The sequence below is a fragment of the Pseudomonas sp. 32A genome (assembly GCF_052682255.1).
On record NZ_JBQYLY010000001.1, the window covers coordinates 5,773,792 to 5,791,392 of the forward strand.

Sequence of the window (17,601 nt, forward strand, 5' to 3'; positions counted from 1 at the left end):
TAAACGGTTGCCCGCCCGGGAAGCAATGCCATGAGAGACCTGCCACCCACCTCGACATTGCGTGCCTTTGAGGTTGCGACTCGGCACACCACGTTCACCTCTGCTTCGCAAGAGCTGCATGTCACCCAAAGTGCCGTCAGCCATCAACTCAAGCTCCTCGAAGAACTCTGGGGATTGCAGCTGTTCCAGCGGGGTAAGTCACTCAGCCTGACACCTGCCGGCGCAGCCCTTGCGCCCATCGTGCGCGAGTTCTTCATGAACCTTGAGGCGACACTCGCCGACCTGCGGGAGCAAAAGGGCAGGGTGCGGCTCAAGGTCAGCACCACCTATTCCTTCGCGCTGAAATGGCTGCTGCCACGTTTGCCGAGCCTGGCCCAGCGGCATCCGGAGATACTGGTCACGCTGGACTCCAGCGACAAGATCATCAACTTCTCCAGTGCGGAGGCTGATGTTGCGATCCGCCTGGGCAATGGGAATTACCCGGCGCTTTACTCGGAGTTCCTGTTCCGCGAGCAGATTTTTCCGGTGGCCAGCCCCGATCTGTTGAAGCGCTTTGGCCGGCCAAACACGCCAGCCGAATTGCTGCGCTATCCCTTGCTGATGCGCGACGGCGCCGACCTGGTGCCGAAGTGGGAAGTGTGGTTCCAGCACGTCGGGCTGGCGATTTCGCCACTCAATGAGAGTGTCAGGTTTCCGGACACCAACATGACGATCGAGGCCGCCTTGCTCGGCCAGGGCATCGCATTGGCGCGCAGTGGGCATGTGGAATCAGAGTTGAGCGACGGCAGCCTGGTCAAGCTGTTCGATGTGCCGTTCCCATCCCCGGTCGCCTATTATTTTGTGTGCCCCAAAGGGCTCGAATCCCAGCCTCACATCGTCAGCTTTCGTGATTGGTTGATGCGGGAGGCGGTAAACGCCGGGCTGGCTTACGAATAAGGCATGAGGATTTGCTCATTCTTCAATGAGGAGACTTCGTTTCAGTTAACGCGCCGGTTTGCTTAGGATGGGCGCATGCCTTATCACATCATTCTCTTGGTCCTGTTCGCCGCCTTACTGCACGCCAGTTGGAATGCGCTGCTGCGTGGCGGCGCCGACCGGCTCTGGTCGATGACGGTGATGTGCCTGGCAGTTGCCATCGCCAGTGGCGCAATCGCGTTGTTCCTGGAGCCGCCCGCGCCAGCCAGCTGGTTTTATGTGGTGCTGTCAGCGGTGCTGCATGTTGGCTACAACCTGTTCCTGGTGCGCAGCTACAAGGTGGGCGACCTGGGGCAAACCTATCCGATTTCACGGGGCTCCTCGCCGGTGCTGATCACCCTTGGCGCCGCGGTGTTTGCCGGGGAGAGCGTTTCGGCCAGCTCGCTGCTGGGCATTGCCCTGGTGTCTGGCGGGATTATTTCACTGGCGTTCAGGGGCCGCCGCCTGGCCGTTCCCAGCCTGCCCTACGCCCTGGGCACCGGGTGTTTCATTGCCGCTTACAGCGTGACAGATGGGATAGGTGCGCGCCTGTCCGGTGCCCCGATGGCCTACACGGTCTGGATGTGCGCCCTGTGGGGCGTGTTGATGCCGGCGGTCTATATCGGCCTGCGCGGGGCAAAGAGTTTGTTCAGCGTGCGCCCCGGATTCTTCACGGCGTTTGGCGGCGGGCTGGTGTCGCTCCTGGCCTACGGAATCATCATCTACGCCATGGCCGGTGCACCCATGGGCGCGGTGTCGGCGTTGCGCGAAACCAGCGTGTTGTTCGCGGCGCTAATTGGCTATTTCTTCCTCGGCGAGACATTGACGGTGCGCAAGGTATTGGCGTGCGTGGTGATTGCCATCGGCACCGTGCTCATCGGCTGAGAACAGATAACGCATTTCCCACCATCACATGAAGGTTCGCTCAATGGATACCGTCCCGCAGGCACCGCTGATTCTGATAACGGGTGGAAGCCGTGGCGTTGGCGCCGCCACCGCGCGGCTGGCTGCCGCACAAGGTTATGACGTGGCGATCAGCTTCGTTTCCGACGAGTCTGCTGCCCTCGCGGTAGTGGCGGATGTAGAAGCAGCGGGGCGCCGGGCGTTGGCCGTGCGTGCAGACAGTGCAGACCCGGAGCAGGTCGTTCAGTTATTTGCCGCGATAGATCGGGCGTTCGGGCGCATTGATGTACTGGTTAACAACGCCGGGATCAACGCGTTGCAGTCCCGGGTCGAGGACCTGGCGTTCGAGCGCATGCAGCGGATTTTCGCGGTCAATGCGATCGGGCCGATGCTGTGTGCCCAGCAAGCGGTGAAGCGCATGTCGTTTCGTCACCAGGGGCGGGGCGGCTCTGTGATCAATATCTCGTCGGCCTCCGCGCGGCTTGGCAGCCCCAACGAATACGTCGACTACGCCGCATCGAAAGGCGCGCTTGAGACCTTCACCATCGGCTTTGCCAAGGAAGTTGCAAGGGAGGGAATACGCGTCAACTGCATCCGCCCCGGGCATATCTACACCGACATTCACGCCAGCGGCGGAGAGCCGGGGCGGGTTGATCGCGTTAAAGACTCGATCCCCATGGGGCGGGGCGGTCAGCCTGAGGAAGTGGCCCGGGCGATCCTGTGGCTGGCAGGCGCCGAGGCGTCCTTCATCACAGGTACGTTCCTGGATGTCACCGGCGGAAAGTGAGTAGGAGGGCGCGGCACCGAGGCTTGCCCTCGAGATACCGCGCCAGACTTGCTTGCGACCTAGTCGCTGGTGTTGAGCTTGATCTGCTCCTTCGCCAGCTTCACCACATTCTCCAGGGTAAAGCCGAACTGGGCCTGCAACTTGGCCAAGGGTGCCGAGGCGCCAAAGCTGTTCATCACCACCTTGGCCCCGGTCTGCCCGACGTAGCGGTCCCAACCCAACGGGCCGGCCTGTTCCACCACCAGGCGTGCCTTCACCGTTGGCGGTAGCACGCTGTCGCGGTAGGCCTGGTCCTGTTCTTCGAACAATTCCCAGCTCGGCATCGACACCACTTGCGCCGCCACGCCTTCAGCCTTCAGTTGCTCATAGGCCTCCACTGCCAGGCTGACTTCACTGCCGGTGGCCATCAGGATCACCTGAGGCTTCTCGGCGCCGGCCAGCACATAAGCACCACGGGACGTGCCCGAGGCTGCGGCGTATTTCGTGCGATCCAGGGTCGGCAGATTCTGCCGTGACAGCACCACGCAGGTCGGCCGGTGGGTCTGGGCCAGAGCGATCTTCCAGGCTTCCAGGGTTTCATTTGCGTCGCCTGGGCGCAGGGTCAACAAGCCCGGGGTGGCCCGCAGTTGGGTCAGGTGTTCGATGGGCTGGTGAGTGGGGCCGTCTTCGCCGACACCAATCGAGTCATGGGTAAACACGAACACCACCGGCAGCTCCATGATTGCCGCGAGGCGAATCGGCGGCTTCATGTAATCGCTGAACACCAGGAAGGTCGAGGTATACGGCCGCAGGTATGACAGCGCCATGCCGTTGGCAATCGCGCCCATGGCATGTTCACGAATACCGAAGTGCAGGTTGCGCCCGCCGTAGTTCTCGGCGCTGAAGCGCCCGGCGTCGTCGAACGTCAGGTTGGTCTTGGTGGACGGCGACAAGTCTGCCGAGCCCCCCAGCAGCCACGGGATCTGCTTGGCAAACGCATTCAACACCTCGCCGCCGGCGGCACGGCTGGCGACGCCCTTGGCATCCGCGGCAAAGCTCGGCAGTTGCTCCTGCCAATGCTCGGGCATCTCACCCGCACGCATGCGGCGCAGCTCATCGGCCAGTTCCGGCTCGTACTGTTCGAGGTGGGCCAGGGTTTCGGTCCATTGCTCATACAGCGGCTGGCTGCGCTTGAGCAGCGCATCCCGCAGGACCGTACGCGCTTCCTCCGGCACCAGGAAGCTTGAGTCTTCAGGCCAGCCGTAAGCGGCTTTGGTCAGGCGGATTTCTTCTTCGCCCAAGGGTTCGCCATGGGCCGACGCGGTGTTGTGCTTGTGGGGCGAGCCATAGCCGATCACGCTGTCGACCACGATCAGCGTCGGTGCCCCAGTGTTTTTCTGGAACGTGCTCAGCGCGTCGCTCAGGGCCAGCAGGTTGTTCGCATCGGTGACGTGCAAGGTGTGCCAGCCATAGGCCTGGAAACGCTTGATCACGTCTTCGCTGAAGGCCAGTTCGGTATGACCTTCAATGCTGATGGTATTGTTGTCGTAGATCCAGCACAGGTTATCCAGCTTCAAGTGCCCGGCGATGGACGCGGCCTCGCTGCTGATGCCTTCCATCATGTCGCCGTCGCCGCACAGGGTGTAGACGTTGTAGTCGAACAGCACCTGGCCGTCGCGGTTGAAACGCTTGGCCAGCCAACGCTCGGCCATGGCCATGCCGACGCTGTTGGCGCACCCCTGGCCGAGAGGCCCGGTGGTGGTTTCCACGCCAGTGGTCATGCGGTATTCGGGGTGGCCGGGAGTTTTGGAACTCATCTGCCGGAACTGCTTGATGTCATCCAGGCTGATGGCCGGCTGGCCGGAGCGCTTGCCGTGGGCGTCAATCTCCACCACGCCCGCCAGGTGCAACAGCGAATACAACAGCATCGAGGCATGGCCCACCGACAATACAAAACGGTCACGGTTAGGCCAGTCGGGGTGCTCGGGGTGATAACGCAGGAAGCGGCTCCACAAGGTGTAACCGACGGGCGCCAGGCCCATGGGCGTGCCGGGGTGGCCGGAGTTGGCCTTCTGCACAGCGTCCATGGCGAGGGTACGAATAGTGTTGATGCACTGGGTGTCGACAGCGTTGGCAGCGTGATTCATGGAACCTGTTCTCCATCGGGTGACGATCTACAGTGGAGGGCAGGGTGGGCCAAAGGTTTTATGAAATCGTCTGCCCAGCGACGAACGGGGACGCAAACGCGACAGGTTGATCTCAGACATGACAAGAGCCCATCGGATGGGCTAGCTTCAAGGGGCATTCAGTCAATGATCAACTTGCGGAGGTACTCCATGCCAGTGAAACACGACCTGTATCAGGACCTGACTTTCACCAGGGAAGACATTCAACAGCGCAGGGCGGGCGACAACTACCTGGATTCGCTGCTCCACCAGTACGACAGCGCCGACAAGGCGGTGTTGGAGCTTGAGTCCTCCAGTGGCAGCGACGAGGAGCTGGAGAAGCTGAAGAAGAAACGCCTGTTGATCAAAGACAACATCGTCGAGCAGTTGGAGAAAGCTGCAGCCAAGTAAAATATTTGTTCAGAATTGCCCGAAAGACAGCAGCACCGCCGCTGCCTATCATGCCAATCGTTCGCCCGGCACTGGGGCTCTTAGACGGCGCATGGAATGCGCCGTGGCCGGGCGAACTCTCTCTTTCAAGCCAGCAGCGCGCGGGTGCATTCGTCAATCGAGCGCTGCTGGGTTTCCCCGTATAACTTCAGCTCATCAATGGTCTGGCGGCCCAGGGCTTTTTCAAACTCGGCCTGGTTGGAGTTGGCGGCGTAGTGGCTCTGCGCCGCGTCCCCCAGGTTCGACTGGAAAATCCCCGCCGCACTCACGGGCAGAAAATCCTCGTACACCAATGGCTCCACATCCACGTGGCCGGCGGCGATCAGTTCGTCCAGGGTTTTAACCTTGTCCTGCGCGGCCAAGCCTTTCTCGGTCACGAAGTAGCGGAAGTACGCCAGCTCCTGCTCGCGCATCTCGCGGTGATTGTCGGGGAACGCCTGGAAGTGTTGCTCCATCAATTCGGTATAGCGCCCGGCGTTGGCCTCATTCGGAAACGCGCCCAATTCATCCCGTGCAGCATTCAGCAGTTGGTCATACAGCGCGCGGCCCTTGGGGGTCAGCGCCACGCCACGTTGTTCGATTTCGCCGAATCGTGCGCTGTGGCTGCCTTTGGCATCGGTAAAGGCGATTGCCTCGTCGAGTGCCTTGAAGCTGGTCTGGCGCAGCAGGATAGGGCACTGGCGGCGGGGCGGGCCTTCGATCACGGCCTTGGGGGTGATGCCTTTGCCGGGCATCGCGGCCTGCACCTGGTCGATGTCCAGGGTGCGCGGTGTCAGGTGGTTGATGTGCGGGCCCTTGAAGGCCACCACGTCGGCGATCAGCCGGTGCTGGTCGCTCAGTTGCTGGTATTGCGCGGCGGTGACGGTGGCGGTGTGGTGCCAGCGGAAGGTTTCCAGGGCTTGCTGGATAAACGCTTCGGCATGGGCGGCGTCGAGGCCGCCGTCGGCTTCCGCCTGTTGGATCAGCTCAAGGGCGCGCGGCGTGAAAATCGAGCGCTTGGCCAGGGCTGACTCGGCGAATGCGCGCAGTTCAGGATTTTCGATCAGCTCCAGACGCAGCAGGGAAGTGAACACCCGGAACGGGCTGGTTTGCAGCGCGCTTTCATGCACGGCGCGAAAGGCCGTGGAGTGCACCGGTACCCCGGCGGGCGTGAGGTCGTAATAGCCCACCGGCTGCATGCCCATCACCGCGAACAGGCGGCTGATGGTCGCCAATTCTTCGGCGGTGCCCAGGCGGATGGCGCCGTGGCGCTCCATGTCCAGGCGCTGGATTTCCCCGGTGCGCTGCAGTTGGTGCGCCAGCCCGGCGTCGGTGTTGAGCACGCGGGCGTTGGTTTCGGCCACCAGTTCCATCAGCGCGCCATACAACGGCACTTCATCGCGGTACATGTCGGACATGGCTTTGGAGAAGCCTTTGCGAATGTCGTCAGGGCTGACATGGCGGGCGGTGGGCATAGAAAAATTCCTGGCGGCTGTCGAGGTGAACTACACGGTTGCCTGATTTTGTTGGGCCCGCCATTGCCTTGCAAACGAAGATTCCTCTGGACTTCATTCTGCAAATGAATGAGCTGGATGTTATTAGCTTCACGTGCATCTCAGCGCCGATGGGCTCTACACTGGCCGTCACCTCTGAACGCGACGGAAGACTCGATGACGGCACAGCCTGCGACGAACATTCTGAACACGATTGAAGGCCAGCGCCTGGCCAGGGACGACGCCGAGCGCTGGCGTGACTGGGGCCCTTACCTGAGCGAGCGGCAATGGGGCACGGTGCGCGAAGACTACAGCGCCGACGGCGATGCCTGGCGCTACTTCCCCCACGAGCACGCCCGCAGCCGCGCCTACCGCTGGGGCGAGGATGGCCTGGCGGGCTTCAGCGACAAGGCCCAGCGCTGGTGCCTGGGCCTGGCGCTGTGGAACGAGCGCGACGCGATCATCAAGGAACGTCTGTTCGGCCTGAACAACGCCGAGGGCAACCACGGCGAAGACGTCAAGGAACTGTACTTTTTCGTCGATGGCGTGCCGAGCCATGCCTACATGCGCATGCTCTACAAATACCCCCACGCGGCTTTTCCCTACAACGACCTGATCGCCGAAAACGCCCGGCGTGGCTTGGGGGATGCCGAATACGAAATCCTCGATACCGGGGTTTTCGAAGACAACCGCTACTGCGACGTCACGGTGGAATACGCCAAGCACCAGCCCGATGACGTGTTCATGCGCATCACCGTGCACAACCGATCGGACCAGCCCACACGCTTGCAGGTGTTGCCGCACTTGTGGGCGCGCAATGACTGGAGCTGGACCCACGATGCCCCCAAGCCTGAATTGCGCCTGGAGGGCGAACAGGTGGTGGCGCGGCACCATGAATTGTTTGATCGCCACCTGAGTGCCTGGGGCCAGGACGGTGTGGAATGGTTGTTCTGCGAGAACGAAACGAACTTCCCCAAGCTGGACGGGCAACCTGGGCCGGGGCCGTTCAAGGACGGGATCAACGACTATGTGACCACGGGTTCGGAAGCAGCGATTCGCCGGGACTCGGGCACCAAGGTGGCTGCGCGTTTCATCCTCGAACTGGCGGGCCAGGAAAGCAAAACCCTGTACCTGCGCTTCGCCCCGGCGCAGGCGCCGTGGATCAATGCGCGCAAGCTGTTTGAAGAACGCCGTCAGGAGACCGATGATTTTTATGCGGCGCTGCAACAGGGCATCGCCGGTGAAGACGCGCGCAACGTGCAGCGCCAGGCCCTGGCGGGGTTGCTGTGGTCCAAGCAGCTGTATTACTTCGACGTGAATCAATGGCTCGACGGCGACCCGGCCCAGCCCGCGCCGCCGCCCGAGCGTTTGCATATCCGTAATACCCATTGGCGGCACCTGTCGAATTTCGACATCCTCTCGATGCCTGACACCTGGGAATACCCGTGGTACGCCTCGTGGGACCAGGGGTTCCAGGCCGTGGCGTTTGCCCTGATGGATCCGGGTTACGCCAAGCAGCAACTGCTGCTGTTGGTGAAAGACCGCTTCATGCACCCCAACGGCCAGTTGCCGGCCTACGAGTGGCGTTTCGACGACGCCAACCCGCCGGTGCATGCCTGGGCCAGTTGGCGGGTGTATCAGCAGGACAAGGCGCTGAACGGCGTGGGCGACATGGATTTCCTCGAGCGGATCTTCCACAAGCTGCTGCTGAATTTTTCCTGGTGGGTTAACCGTAAGGACGCCGAAGGCCGCAACCTTTTTCAGGGCGGGTTTCTCGGGCTGGATAACATTGCGCTGTTCGATCGCTCGGCTGATTTGCCGCCGGGTTATCAGTTGGACCAGGCGGACGGCACGGCGTGGGTAGCGGCGTATGCACTGGACCTGATGCGTATCGGTCTGGAGTTGGCCAAGCGCAATGTCGTGTATGTGGATATCGCGGTGAAGTTCTTTGAGCACTTCCTGTATATCGCCGGGGCGATCAACCGCGTTGACGATGGCGCCGAAGGCTTGTGGGATGAGCAGGATCAGTTTTTCTATGACGTGCTGCATCGTCCGGGCGGTGAAAGTGAGCCGGTGCGGCTGCGTTCTATTGTCGGCCTGATGCCGCTGTTTGCGGTGCTGGTGCTGGAGCAGCGCGAGCATGAAGGGCTCGAAGGTTTGCGCGAGCGGTTGCTGGGGTTTATGAAGCATCGGCCGGACCTGGCCAAGTTGGTGTCGCGCTGGAACGAACCGGGGCAGGGGAATCGACTGTTGCTGGCGTTGTTGCGGGGTGAGCGAACCAAGGATTTGCTGCGGCGCATGCTGGATGAGTCTGAGTTTCTCTCGACGTTTGGTGTGCGGTCGCTGTCGAAAGCGTTTGCCGAAGAACCGCTGGCGCTGAAGATGAATGGCAACACGCTGTGTGCCCGTTATGAGCCTGCAGAGTCGGATTCGCGGTTGTATGGCGGTAACTCCAACTGGCGTGGGCCGTTGTGGATGCCGGTCAACTACATGCTGATTGAGTCGCTGCGGGAGTTTCATCGGTACTACGCGGATAATTTTTCGGTGGAATATCCGGCCGGGAGTGGGTATCTGGCGTCGTTGGAGGAGGTTGCCGATGGGCTCAGTCAGCGGTTGACACGATTGTTTCTCAGGGATGAGAACGGTTCGAGGCCGTCGATGGTCGGGTATGCGCAGTTGGAGGCGGATCCGGCCAGTCGCGATCTGGTGTTGTTTCATGAGTACTTTCATGGCGAGACGGGGCGGGGGTTGGGGGCTTCGCATCAGACGGGGTGGAGTGCGCTGGTGGCGCTGTTGTTGCAGCCCCTGTAGGCGCGAGCTTGCTCGCGAAGGTGGTTAACGATGACGTTGGCATCCTGATTCAACCCGGCGCCCTCAGGCTTTCGCGAGCAAGCTCGCTCCTGCAGGGTGCAATATTTCCATGAGTGGTAACGATCAGAATCGGGTAAATTCGTCGCCCCTCATACAAGGATGTAGACAATGGCGAAGGTCGTTGCGCGATTCCGCAGTACGACTCTCTTGAGTGCGTTGCTGATCACCACCAGTATTTTCATGACGTCCCTTTATCCCCGGACAGGTGCTGCGGCACCGATGATGATGCATTGCAGTGATTGCAAGAAAGGCGAAACGTTTGACGCGACTCAGTGGTTCAGCAATGGGATGTATCGCCTTGAAACGGATCTCATCCCCAACCCGATGATCACGATGATCCGCAGAAAACCGGTGGTCTTCACTGCCAAGGATAACGATCAGTTGATGGAGGCTGCGCTACGAGGTGTGGGTAATGCCGGTGGCGAGTCGCAGGATGTGAGCGCGCTTGAGGCGCAGTGGCCCGTGCTGACCCGCCGCGTGCGCTACTCGTACAGCGTGTTTGTGGCTCCGGATGTGCCGCGGGATCTTTACGATATGTATGTGCAGGTAGGCCGCAAAAAATTCCTGGTCATGATTGGTCTGGACGTGAACACCGGCGAAATAACCGCAGAGTACGAGGGGCGAGAGATTCGTGTGGGGGATACCAACGACCCGCAGTACCTGGAGACCTTTGACGAGTTGGACGATGCGGGAACCCGCTAGGCGTTTGCTTTGCCCCTGAAACGAAAAATCCCGCCATTGGCGGGATTTTTCGTTTTAACGCGGGCTTGATCAGGCCGGGAACAGCTCGCTCAACTTCATGGCCAGCATCATGTCGCCTTCAGTGCGCAGTTTGCCGCCCATGAATGCCTGCATGCCGTCGGTTTCGCCGCTGACGATGCCTTTCATGGTTTCGGCGTCCATCACCAGGGTGACCTGGGCGTCCGGGTTTTCACCTTCCAGCAGTTCGCAGGTATTGTTTTTCACGACCAGCGAGAAGTTCTGGGTGTCGTCGATACGGAAACCGAACACCAGGTCCAGGCCGTCGGCAGCGGCTGGGTTGAACTTGGCTTTCATTGCTTCTACGGCTTTAGCTACGTCAGTCATGGTTTCGATCCTTTTATGGTGAGTCCAGTGACCTTGGGGTCACGGTTGGCCGCAATTCATCGGAAGGTGATGAGCTGCGGCGCCTTCAACAGTTGCAAGTGGGTATGGCTGTTGAAGGAAGCCAGTGCCACCTCGCGACCACGGAATTTCAGTTGGTTGAGCGAGGTGTTAACAATTTGCCAGTTCAGTTCGAAGGCCTGCGCAGCAGGCATCCGGGTAATCAGGTGGAGCAGGGCAGTGATGGTGCCGCCGGAGGTAAACACGGCGATTTTGTCACTGTTGTCGGCGGCTTCAAGGAGCCGTTGCAGGCCACCCTGGACACGTTCGACAAACCCCAGCCAGCTTTCCAGGCCCGGCGGGTCGTAGGTGCCGGCCAGCCAGCGTTCGACAATCAGGGAAAAGATGCGCTGGAACTCGCCGCGGTTTTGCGCGGCATTGCGCAGGACGTGCAGGGCTTCAGGTTCGTTGTGCAGCAGGTCCGGGAGCAGGGCGCGAATGATCGCCTCGGCGTCGAACTCGTTGAACGCGCTGTCGATTTCCAGCGTGGGTACCGGCAGGCCGAGGGCGCTGTATTGTTCGAAGGCGGCGGTGGCGGTGTGCTGCTGGCGGCGCAGGTCGCCCGACACGCAGCGGTCGAAGCTCAGGCCCAGTTCCGCCAGGTGGCGGCCCAGCACTTGCGCCTGTTGCACGCCGATGGGCGACAGCACGTCGTAGTCGTCTGCACCGAAGGAGGCCTGGCCATGTCGAATCAGGTAAATGCTGCCCACGTCCGTTTTCCCGGTACGTTGAAAGTCTGGCGAGGTTATGAGGATGCCGGGAAGCTGTCAATGAAAAAACATACGCTTGTTTTAAAAGCTCGTTAGAGGCCCGCTGCTGGCGGTTTGATCACTGGCCCCATGGCGGTGGCGTCGGTATGCTTGGGCAATCCGCGCCTGGCGCACTGCACTTGTAAGGAGTCACATGGATTTTCTGGCCGAGTACGCTACTTTCCTGGCTAAAACCGTCACCCTGGTCGTCGCCATCCTGGTGGTGCTGATCAGTTTTGCCGCGCTGCGCAGCAAGGGCCGCCGTAAAGCTGCCGGCCAGTTGCAGGTCAGCAAGCTCAATGATTTCTACAAAGGCCTGCGTGAGCGCCTGGAGCAGACCTTGCTCGACAAGGACCAGCTCAAGGCCCTGCGCAAGTCCGAAAGCAAAACCGAAAAGAAAAAAGGCAAGAAGAAACCCGAAGCCAAGCCTCGGGTGTTCGTGCTGGATTTCGACGGCGACATCAAGGCCTCGGCCACTGAAAGCCTGCGCCATGAAATCACCGCACTGCTAAGCCTGGCCACGCCCAAGGACGAAGTGGTACTGCGCCTCGAAAGCGGCGGCGGCATGGTTCACAGCTACGGCCTGGCGTCGTCGCAACTGGCGCGTATCCGCGAGGCGGGCGTGCCGTTGACCGTGTGCATCGACAAGGTCGCGGCCAGCGGCGGCTACATGATGGCGTGCATCGGCGAGAAGATCATCAGCGCACCGTTTGCCATCCTCGGTTCGATTGGCGTGGTGGCGCAGTTGCCTAACGTCAACCGCCTGCTGAAGAAGCACGACATCGACTTCGAAGTGCTGACCGCCGGCGAATACAAACGTACCCTGACGGTGTTTGGCGAAAACACCGAGAAGGGCCGCGAGAAGTTCCAGGAAGACCTGGACATCACCCATCAACTGTTCAAGAACTTCGTGTCGCGCTACCGCCCGCAGTTGGCCATTGATGATGTGGCCACCGGTGAAGTCTGGCTGGGCGTTGCGGCGCTGGACAAGCAACTGGTAGACCAGTTGCAAACCAGCGATGAATACCTGGCGACCAAGGCCAAGACTGCCGAGGTGTTCCACCTGCACTATGCCGAGCGTAAAAGCCTGCAGGAGCGGGTGGGCCTGGCGGCCAGCGGTTCGGTAGACCGGGTGTTGCTGACCTGGTGGAGCCGCCTGACCCAGCAGCGTTTCTGGTAATACCTTGTAGGAGCGAGCTTGCTCGCGAAAAACCTGAGAGCGCCGCGGGGAGCCAGGCTCCCCGCGTTATCGTTAACCTCCATCGCGAGCAAGCTCGCTCCTACAGTTGGGTATCGGTGCAGCGGGGATCGGGTTCTTCATCAACATCCCCACCACCAACGCCCCCAGCAAACCCAACAACCCCGACACCCACAACACCACGCTGAACCCGCCGACAAACGCCTGCCGCGCCAGTGGCTGCACCATCCCCCGTGCCGTTTCAGGCAGCAGCGCCATGGCCGCCGGCATATCGCCCGCCACTACCCGTGAAGCAATCCCCGCCACCTGTTCCTGCCACTGGGAGCCGATGCTCGTGTGCAGCAACTGTTCGCTATGGCTGCTCAACAATGCCCCATACACGCCGATGGCCAACATGATCGCGCTGAAGCGCATGGTTGTGCTCATACCCGACGCCATTCCCGCGCGGTCCCGTGGCACGCAGGCCATGATGTTTTTCTGGGTGTCGCCATTGAGCAATCCGGCGCCGGCCCCCGTGACCGCTATGGCCAGGGCGAACGGCAGATAACCGCCGATATTGACCGCCCAGGCACTCAGCAGGTTGCCGCACCCCACCAACGCCAGCCCCGTCGCCATCATCGTTGCCGGGGCAAAACGGCTGGCCAGGCGGGCGCCAATTCGCGGGCAGATCAACATGGTCAAGGCAAACGGCAGCATGCCCAGCCCCGAGGCGATGGCGGAGAACCCCAGGCCGTTTTGCAGGTAGAACGGCAGCAACGTCATCATCACCTGGGCGCAGCCGGCGTAGGCGAACATCCCCAGCAGTGCGCCGATAAAGCGCGGGTGTTTGAACAACTGCAGGTCCACCATGGGCCGCTCTTGCAGGCGTTCGGCGAGTACAAACAAACCCAACAACGCCGCACCGCCCAGCAGCCGCGCGTAAGTCAGCGGGTTGTCCCAGCCGATGCGATTGGCTTCGATCAGGCCCCAGATCAAACACAGTAGGCTGGCGCTGAACGCCAGGCTGCCCCAGGGATCAAGCCTTGCGGATTGGGCGTCGCGAGACTCCGGAATCGCGCGCAGCACCAACCCCATTAACACCAGGCCTACCGGCAAATTGAGATAGAAAATCCAGCGCCAGCCCAGGTACTGGGTGATCAAGCCGCCGAGGGTCGGCGCGGCGGTCATCGCCACGCCCATGCACGCGCCCCAGAAGGCCCAGGCCTTGGCGCGCTCCACTTCGTCATGAAACGTATGGCCGATGGAAGCCAGGGCCGAGGTCAGCAGCAGCGCCGCACCGACACCTTTGACGGCGCGGGCGATATCCAGGAACAACGCATTCGGCGCCGCGCCGCAGCCAATGGACGCGAGGATGAAAATACTCAGGCCCCAGATCAGGGTCTTCTTGCGCCCAAAGCGGTCGGCAATGCTCCCGGCCGGCAATAACAGGGCGGCGAAGGCCAGCATGTAGGCGCTGACCACCCATTCGATATCGGCAAAATTCGCCCCCAGGTCCCGGGCGATGCTCGGCACGGTGACGGCGACGATATTGGTGTCGAGCACGATCAACGAACACACCCCGGAGGCAGTCAGCAGCGTGACACGTGGGCTGACCTTGCTCATGGTTGCACCGAAGCCACCGCCGCCAGGGCGATTTCATCATCGTGGGCCGGGGTGTCTGCGCTGATGCCGATGGCGCCCACTACCTGGCCTTCGAGGATGATGGGCTGAGCGCCTTTCATCATCAGCAGGCCGGCGGTGACGGCGGCCTGGCGCCCACCGTTGATGGCGTTTTCCAGATCGGCCGACGGCCGTTTGAACAGCGCCGAGGTACGGGCCTTGCCTTGGGCCAACTCAATCCCGGCAACCACCGGAGCGCCGTCCATGCGGGTGGTGAGGATCGGCCAGCCGCCATCGTCAACAATCGCCAGCGCGCAGGGCCAGCCTTTTTCAGCGGCGGCTTTACGGGCCTGCGCGGCGATCTGCTGGGCGTTGGCCAGGGTCAGTATTGCCTTGTGGGCAATAGTGGCGGGTGGTTCGGCGGCCATTGCCGAGGGCAGGGTGGTTAGTGCTGCGAGTGCCAGTACCAGGGATTTGACTAACATGGGGGTGCCTCTCTACTGTGAGCGTGCGCCCAGCTTAGTCCCGCCGAGTCCTGGCTTTATTAGGCGTGACAGTGATCTTCATTACCTTTGAGCTAATCCTGCGATGGAAATACGTCATTTCCGCTACTTTCTGGCGGTTGCCCGGCAACGCAATTTCACTCGGGCCGCCGAGCAGCTAGGCATCGCCCCGCCGACCCTGAGTCGGCAGATCCAGGACATGGAAAACACCCTCGGTACGCGCTTGTTTATCCGCCAGCAGCGCGAAGTCAGCCTCACCGAAGCGGGTGCGGCGCTGTTGATCGAGGCTGAGGCCACGGTGCGTCAGTTCGAATTTGCCCAGCGCAATGCCCAGCGCGCCGGGCGCGGAGAGATTGGTCACATTGAGTTGGGGTACGTTGCGTCGGCGGTCTATTCAGGCCTGTTGCAGCGCCAGGTGCAGTCGTTCTGTGGGGACTTCCCCGATGTGAGCCTGAGCGTGCGCGAAAGCCCGATGGCGACGTTGCCGGGGCTGGTTGCGGAGGGGCGCTTCGATATTGGCTATATCCGCTCGCCGATGACATTACCCGAGGGCGTCGAGGCGGTGCGTTTGAACAGCGAAGGGTTTGTGCTGGCGTTGCCGCAGGATTCCTGGTTGCTGGGATTAAAGGCGATCAGTTGCGAGCACCTGCAAAACGAGACCTTTATCTTGCCCGAGCAGATCAGCGGCACGTTGCAGGTGGCCGCGCAGGGTGGTTATGCGCCTCGGCTGGGGCCGCAGCCGGGCGGGTTGGTGGCGGTGATTGCGTTGGTGTCACTGGGGCAGGGCGTGGCGGTGGTGCCGGCGTCGGTGGTGGGGCATGTGAGCTTGCCGAACGTGGTGTACCGCACGATTGAAGGCAGTGAGGCGTCGTCGTGGTTGTCGCTGATTCACCGGCGCTTTGAAAAGGCGCCGGCGGTGGCGCGGTACATCGAGCAAGTCAAACAAACCCCAAACCGCCCGTAGCAGCTGTCGAGCCTTGGCGAGGCTGCGTGGCGGTGTGTCTGATGTACCGCTACGCAGCCTCGCTAGGGCTCGACAGCTGCTACGGGGGGGGATGGTGGGGTTAGATCAGGCGGGGTTGAACCGAATCCGCCAGTCGCGTCAGTATCAAGCAGCACGATACCGCTCCGGCATCCAGCACTCCCAGCGAGCGCTCGCCCAGGCGGCTGGCGCGGCCGATTTTTGCCACCAGGTCCTTGGTGGAATCCCGCCCCCGCGACGCGGCACTTTTCATCGCGTCCAGCGCCTCACTGAACGACGCTCCCGACCCATTGGCCTGTTCAAACGCTTCCACCGCCGGAATCAAGGTGTCCATCAAACACTTGTCACCCACGCCGGCGTCGGTGATGTCCTGCAACGAGGTCAACCCGCCCCGCAGCAAATGGGCAAAGGTCGCCGCGTCAATCTCTTCGCTGCCGCGCACCTCATCCGCCATGCCGATAAACAGGCTGCCATACAGCGGCCCCATGGAGCCGCCGATGCCTTCCATCAGGCTCAGCGTCAACTCGTCCAGCGCTTCGGCCAGGGTCAACTGACGGCCTTCAATGGTGCGCCCGCAATGGGCAAACCCCTTGGCCATGTTGATGCCGTGGTCGCCATCGCCAATGGCGCCGTCGACTTCGCTCAGGTATTCGCGGTTGGCAACGATCACGCTCACCAGGTCGGCGACGATGGCGCTGCCGTCGTGGGTGGAGAAATGCTGGCTCATGGTTCAGTCCGCCTGGGTCATGCCGATGGAACGGCAGGGTTGGTCGATCAGGGTTTTCAGCTCGGCGTCCAGGCCCAGCAAGGTCAAAGTCACGCCCATCATTTCCAGGGAGGTGAAGTAGTTGCCCACGTAGCAGCGGTGAATCTTCAAGCCCCTGGCCTGCAGTTGACGTTCAACCTCGGCGTAGAAAATGTACAGTTCCATCACCGGCGTCGCGCCCAGGCCCGAGACCAGCACCACCACGCTGTCATCCTGGCTGAAGTCACGGTCGGCGAGGATCGGCGCGAGCATGCGCGCGGCCATGGCTTCGGCAGATTCGATGGGGATGACTTCAATGCCCGGCTCGCCGTGGTGGCCGATGCCCAATTCCATTTGCCCGTCGGGAATCTGGAAGTTCGGCTTGCCCACCGCCGCGATGGTGCAGGGCGTGAGGCCGATGCCGATGGAGCGGCAGTTGTCCACGGCCTTCTGGGCGACACGAATCACCCCGTCCAGATCGTAATGCTGGGCAGCAGCTGCTCCGCCGACCTTCCACATGAAGATCTCGCCTGCCACCCCGCGACGTTTGGCGATGTCGGCCTTGGGCGCCGAGGCCACGTCGTCGTTGGCGACCACGGTGCGGATCTGCATGTCCTTGCTGGCGGCCATTTTCATTGCCAGCTTCACGTTCATGTTGTCGCCGGCGTAGTTGCCGTACAGGCACGCCACGCCCGCGCCGTGGTCGGCGGCGCGGAAGGCGTCGAAGAAGCTTTTGGCGGTGGGCGAGGAGAAGATTTCGCCGACGGCCACGGCGTCCACCAGGCCGGGGCCGACGTAGCCGAGGAAGGCCGGTTCATGGCCGGAACCGCCGCCGGTCACGATGCCCACGCGGCCTTGCGGCGACGGTTTGGCCTTGCCGATCACCCGTGGATTGGTTTCGTATTGGCGCAGCTCGGGGTGCGCGACCAAGATGCCCCGCAGCATGTCCTCGACCACCTGATCCGGATCGTTTATCACTCGATTCATAACGCGGTTTCCTGTTTTTGTTTTGATCAACTGTAGGAGCGAGCTTGCTCGCGAAAAACCAGAGAGCGCCGCGTTGATTCAGGACGCGAGCATTATCGTTAACGACTTTCGCGA

16 protein-coding genes are annotated in these 17,601 nt (G+C 61.6%); 8 read left to right on the plus strand and 8 right to left on the minus strand.

Going from position 1 to position 17,601, the window contains the following annotated elements:
• Positions 1-30: 30 nt before the first annotated feature.
• From gcvA to ACUN0G_RS26550, 3 genes are all read left to right on the plus strand, one after another.
• Positions 31-936, plus strand: a complete 906-nt coding sequence (gene gcvA, locus ACUN0G_RS26540) for a transcriptional regulator GcvA (protein WP_445574740.1) — start codon at positions 31-33, stop codon at positions 934-936.
• Positions 937-1,011: 75 nt separating this feature from the next.
• Positions 1,012-1,839, plus strand: a complete 828-nt coding sequence (locus ACUN0G_RS26545; protein WP_421551379.1) for an EamA family transporter — start codon at positions 1,012-1,014, stop codon at positions 1,837-1,839.
• Between the two features lie 43 nt (positions 1,840-1,882).
• Positions 1,883-2,644: an SDR family oxidoreductase gene (locus tag ACUN0G_RS26550; RefSeq protein WP_063031090.1), complete on the plus strand. Its 762-nt coding sequence runs from the start codon at positions 1,883-1,885 to the stop codon at positions 2,642-2,644.
• 59 nt (positions 2,645-2,703) lie between these two features.
• On the opposite strand, the gene tkt is transcribed toward ACUN0G_RS26550, so the two are convergent.
• Positions 2,704-4,770: a transketolase gene (tkt, locus tag ACUN0G_RS26555; RefSeq protein ID WP_445574741.1), complete on the minus strand. Its 2,067-nt coding sequence runs from the start codon at positions 4,768-4,770 to the stop codon at positions 2,704-2,706.
• 189 nt (positions 4,771-4,959) lie between these two features.
• Here tkt and ACUN0G_RS26560 point away from each other — a divergent pair, with 189 nt between their 5' ends.
• Positions 4,960-5,199, plus strand: a complete 240-nt coding sequence (locus tag ACUN0G_RS26560; RefSeq protein WP_445574742.1) for a DUF465 domain-containing protein — start codon at positions 4,960-4,962, stop codon at positions 5,197-5,199.
• 125 nt (positions 5,200-5,324) lie between these two features.
• On the opposite strand, the gene hglS is transcribed toward ACUN0G_RS26560, so the two are convergent.
• Positions 5,325-6,692: a 2-oxoadipate dioxygenase/decarboxylase HglS gene (hglS, locus tag ACUN0G_RS26565; RefSeq protein WP_445574743.1), complete on the minus strand. Its 1,368-nt coding sequence runs from the start codon at positions 6,690-6,692 to the stop codon at positions 5,325-5,327.
• Between the two features lie 195 nt (positions 6,693-6,887).
• Here hglS and ACUN0G_RS26570 point away from each other — a divergent pair, with 195 nt between their 5' ends.
• Together ACUN0G_RS26570 and ACUN0G_RS26575 are read left to right on the plus strand one after the other, a co-directional pair.
• Positions 6,888-9,521, plus strand: coding sequence for an MGH1-like glycoside hydrolase domain-containing protein (locus ACUN0G_RS26570; protein WP_445574744.1), 2,634 nt, complete (start codon positions 6,888-6,890; stop codon positions 9,519-9,521).
• A gap of 168 nt (positions 9,522-9,689) precedes the next feature.
• Positions 9,690-10,283, plus strand: a complete 594-nt coding sequence (locus ACUN0G_RS26575) for a hypothetical protein (protein ID WP_445574745.1) — start codon at positions 9,690-9,692, stop codon at positions 10,281-10,283.
• A gap of 69 nt (positions 10,284-10,352) precedes the next feature.
• Here ACUN0G_RS26575 and ACUN0G_RS26580 read toward each other — a convergent pair whose 3' ends face one another.
• A complete protein-coding gene (locus ACUN0G_RS26580) occupies positions 10,353-10,667 on the minus strand; it encodes an SCP2 sterol-binding domain-containing protein (protein ID WP_010210990.1) in 315 nt (104 codons plus the stop codon).
• A gap of 56 nt (positions 10,668-10,723) precedes the next feature.
• Positions 10,724-11,434: a histidine phosphatase family protein gene (locus ACUN0G_RS26585; RefSeq protein ID WP_445574746.1), complete on the minus strand. Its 711-nt coding sequence runs from the start codon at positions 11,432-11,434 to the stop codon at positions 10,724-10,726.
• 193 nt (positions 11,435-11,627) lie between these two features.
• On the opposite strand from ACUN0G_RS26585, the gene sohB reads away from it, so the two are divergent.
• Positions 11,628-12,653, plus strand: a complete 1,026-nt coding sequence (gene sohB / locus ACUN0G_RS26590; RefSeq protein ID WP_017479031.1) for a protease SohB — start codon at positions 11,628-11,630, stop codon at positions 12,651-12,653.
• Positions 12,654-12,725: 72 nt separating this feature from the next.
• Here sohB and ACUN0G_RS26595 read toward each other — a convergent pair whose 3' ends face one another.
• Positions 12,726-14,273, minus strand: coding sequence for an MFS transporter (locus ACUN0G_RS26595; RefSeq protein WP_445574747.1), 1,548 nt, complete (start codon positions 14,271-14,273; stop codon positions 12,726-12,728).
• The gene (locus tag ACUN0G_RS26600; protein ID WP_445574748.1) at positions 14,270-14,755 is read right to left on the minus strand and encodes a GlcG/HbpS family heme-binding protein; all 486 of its coding nucleotides are present in this window, start codon (positions 14,753-14,755) and stop codon (positions 14,270-14,272) included. Before ACUN0G_RS26600 ends, ACUN0G_RS26595 begins: the two co-directional genes overlap by 4 nt.
• Before the next feature lie 103 nt (positions 14,756-14,858).
• On the opposite strand from ACUN0G_RS26600, the gene ACUN0G_RS26605 reads away from it, so the two are divergent.
• Positions 14,859-15,737, plus strand: a complete 879-nt coding sequence (locus tag ACUN0G_RS26605) for a LysR family transcriptional regulator (RefSeq protein ID WP_445574749.1) — start codon at positions 14,859-14,861, stop codon at positions 15,735-15,737.
• A gap of 100 nt (positions 15,738-15,837) precedes the next feature.
• On the opposite strand, the gene dhaL is transcribed toward ACUN0G_RS26605, so the two are convergent.
• Both dhaL and ACUN0G_RS26615 read right to left on the minus strand, forming a co-directional pair.
• On the minus strand, positions 15,838-16,482 hold the full coding sequence (gene dhaL / locus ACUN0G_RS26610) for a dihydroxyacetone kinase subunit DhaL (protein WP_445574750.1): 645 nt from the start codon (positions 16,480-16,482) through the stop codon (positions 15,838-15,840).
• A gap of 3 nt (positions 16,483-16,485) precedes the next feature.
• On the minus strand, positions 16,486-17,487 hold the full coding sequence (locus ACUN0G_RS26615; RefSeq protein ID WP_318301444.1) for a dihydroxyacetone kinase subunit DhaK: 1,002 nt from the start codon (positions 17,485-17,487) through the stop codon (positions 16,486-16,488).
• Positions 17,488-17,601: the final 114 nt, after the last annotated feature.

Excerpts from the sequence above, each read along its gene's own strand:
- gcvA (WP_445574740.1), top strand. The coding sequence starts at position 31 with ATGAGAGACCTGCCACCCACCTCGACATTGCGTGCCTTTGAGGTTGCG.
- ACUN0G_RS26545 (WP_421551379.1), top strand. The coding sequence starts at position 1,012 with ATGCCTTATCACATCATTCTCTTGGTCCTGTTCGCCGCCTTACTGCAC.
- ACUN0G_RS26550 (WP_063031090.1), top strand. The coding sequence starts at position 1,883 with ATGGATACCGTCCCGCAGGCACCGCTGATTCTGATAACGGGTGGAAGC.
- tkt (WP_445574741.1), bottom strand. The coding sequence starts at position 4,770 with ATGAATCACGCTGCCAACGCTGTCGACACCCAGTGCATCAACACTATT.
- ACUN0G_RS26560 (WP_445574742.1), top strand. The coding sequence starts at position 4,960 with ATGCCAGTGAAACACGACCTGTATCAGGACCTGACTTTCACCAGGGAA.
- hglS (WP_445574743.1), bottom strand. The coding sequence starts at position 6,692 with ATGCCCACCGCCCGCCATGTCAGCCCTGACGACATTCGCAAAGGCTTC.
- ACUN0G_RS26570 (WP_445574744.1), top strand. The coding sequence starts at position 6,888 with ATGACGGCACAGCCTGCGACGAACATTCTGAACACGATTGAAGGCCAG.
- ACUN0G_RS26575 (WP_445574745.1), top strand. The coding sequence starts at position 9,690 with ATGGCGAAGGTCGTTGCGCGATTCCGCAGTACGACTCTCTTGAGTGCG.
- ACUN0G_RS26580 (WP_010210990.1), bottom strand. The coding sequence starts at position 10,667 with ATGACTGACGTAGCTAAAGCCGTAGAAGCAATGAAAGCCAAGTTCAAC.
- sohB (WP_017479031.1), top strand. The coding sequence starts at position 11,628 with ATGGATTTTCTGGCCGAGTACGCTACTTTCCTGGCTAAAACCGTCACC.
- ACUN0G_RS26595 (WP_445574747.1), bottom strand. The coding sequence starts at position 14,273 with ATGAGCAAGGTCAGCCCACGTGTCACGCTGCTGACTGCCTCCGGGGTG.
- ACUN0G_RS26600 (WP_445574748.1), bottom strand. The coding sequence starts at position 14,755 with ATGTTAGTCAAATCCCTGGTACTGGCACTCGCAGCACTAACCACCCTG.
- ACUN0G_RS26605 (WP_445574749.1), top strand. The coding sequence starts at position 14,859 with ATGGAAATACGTCATTTCCGCTACTTTCTGGCGGTTGCCCGGCAACGC.
- dhaL (WP_445574750.1), bottom strand. The coding sequence starts at position 16,482 with ATGAGCCAGCATTTCTCCACCCACGACGGCAGCGCCATCGTCGCCGAC.
- ACUN0G_RS26615 (WP_318301444.1), bottom strand. The coding sequence starts at position 17,487 with ATGAATCGAGTGATAAACGATCCGGATCAGGTGGTCGAGGACATGCTG.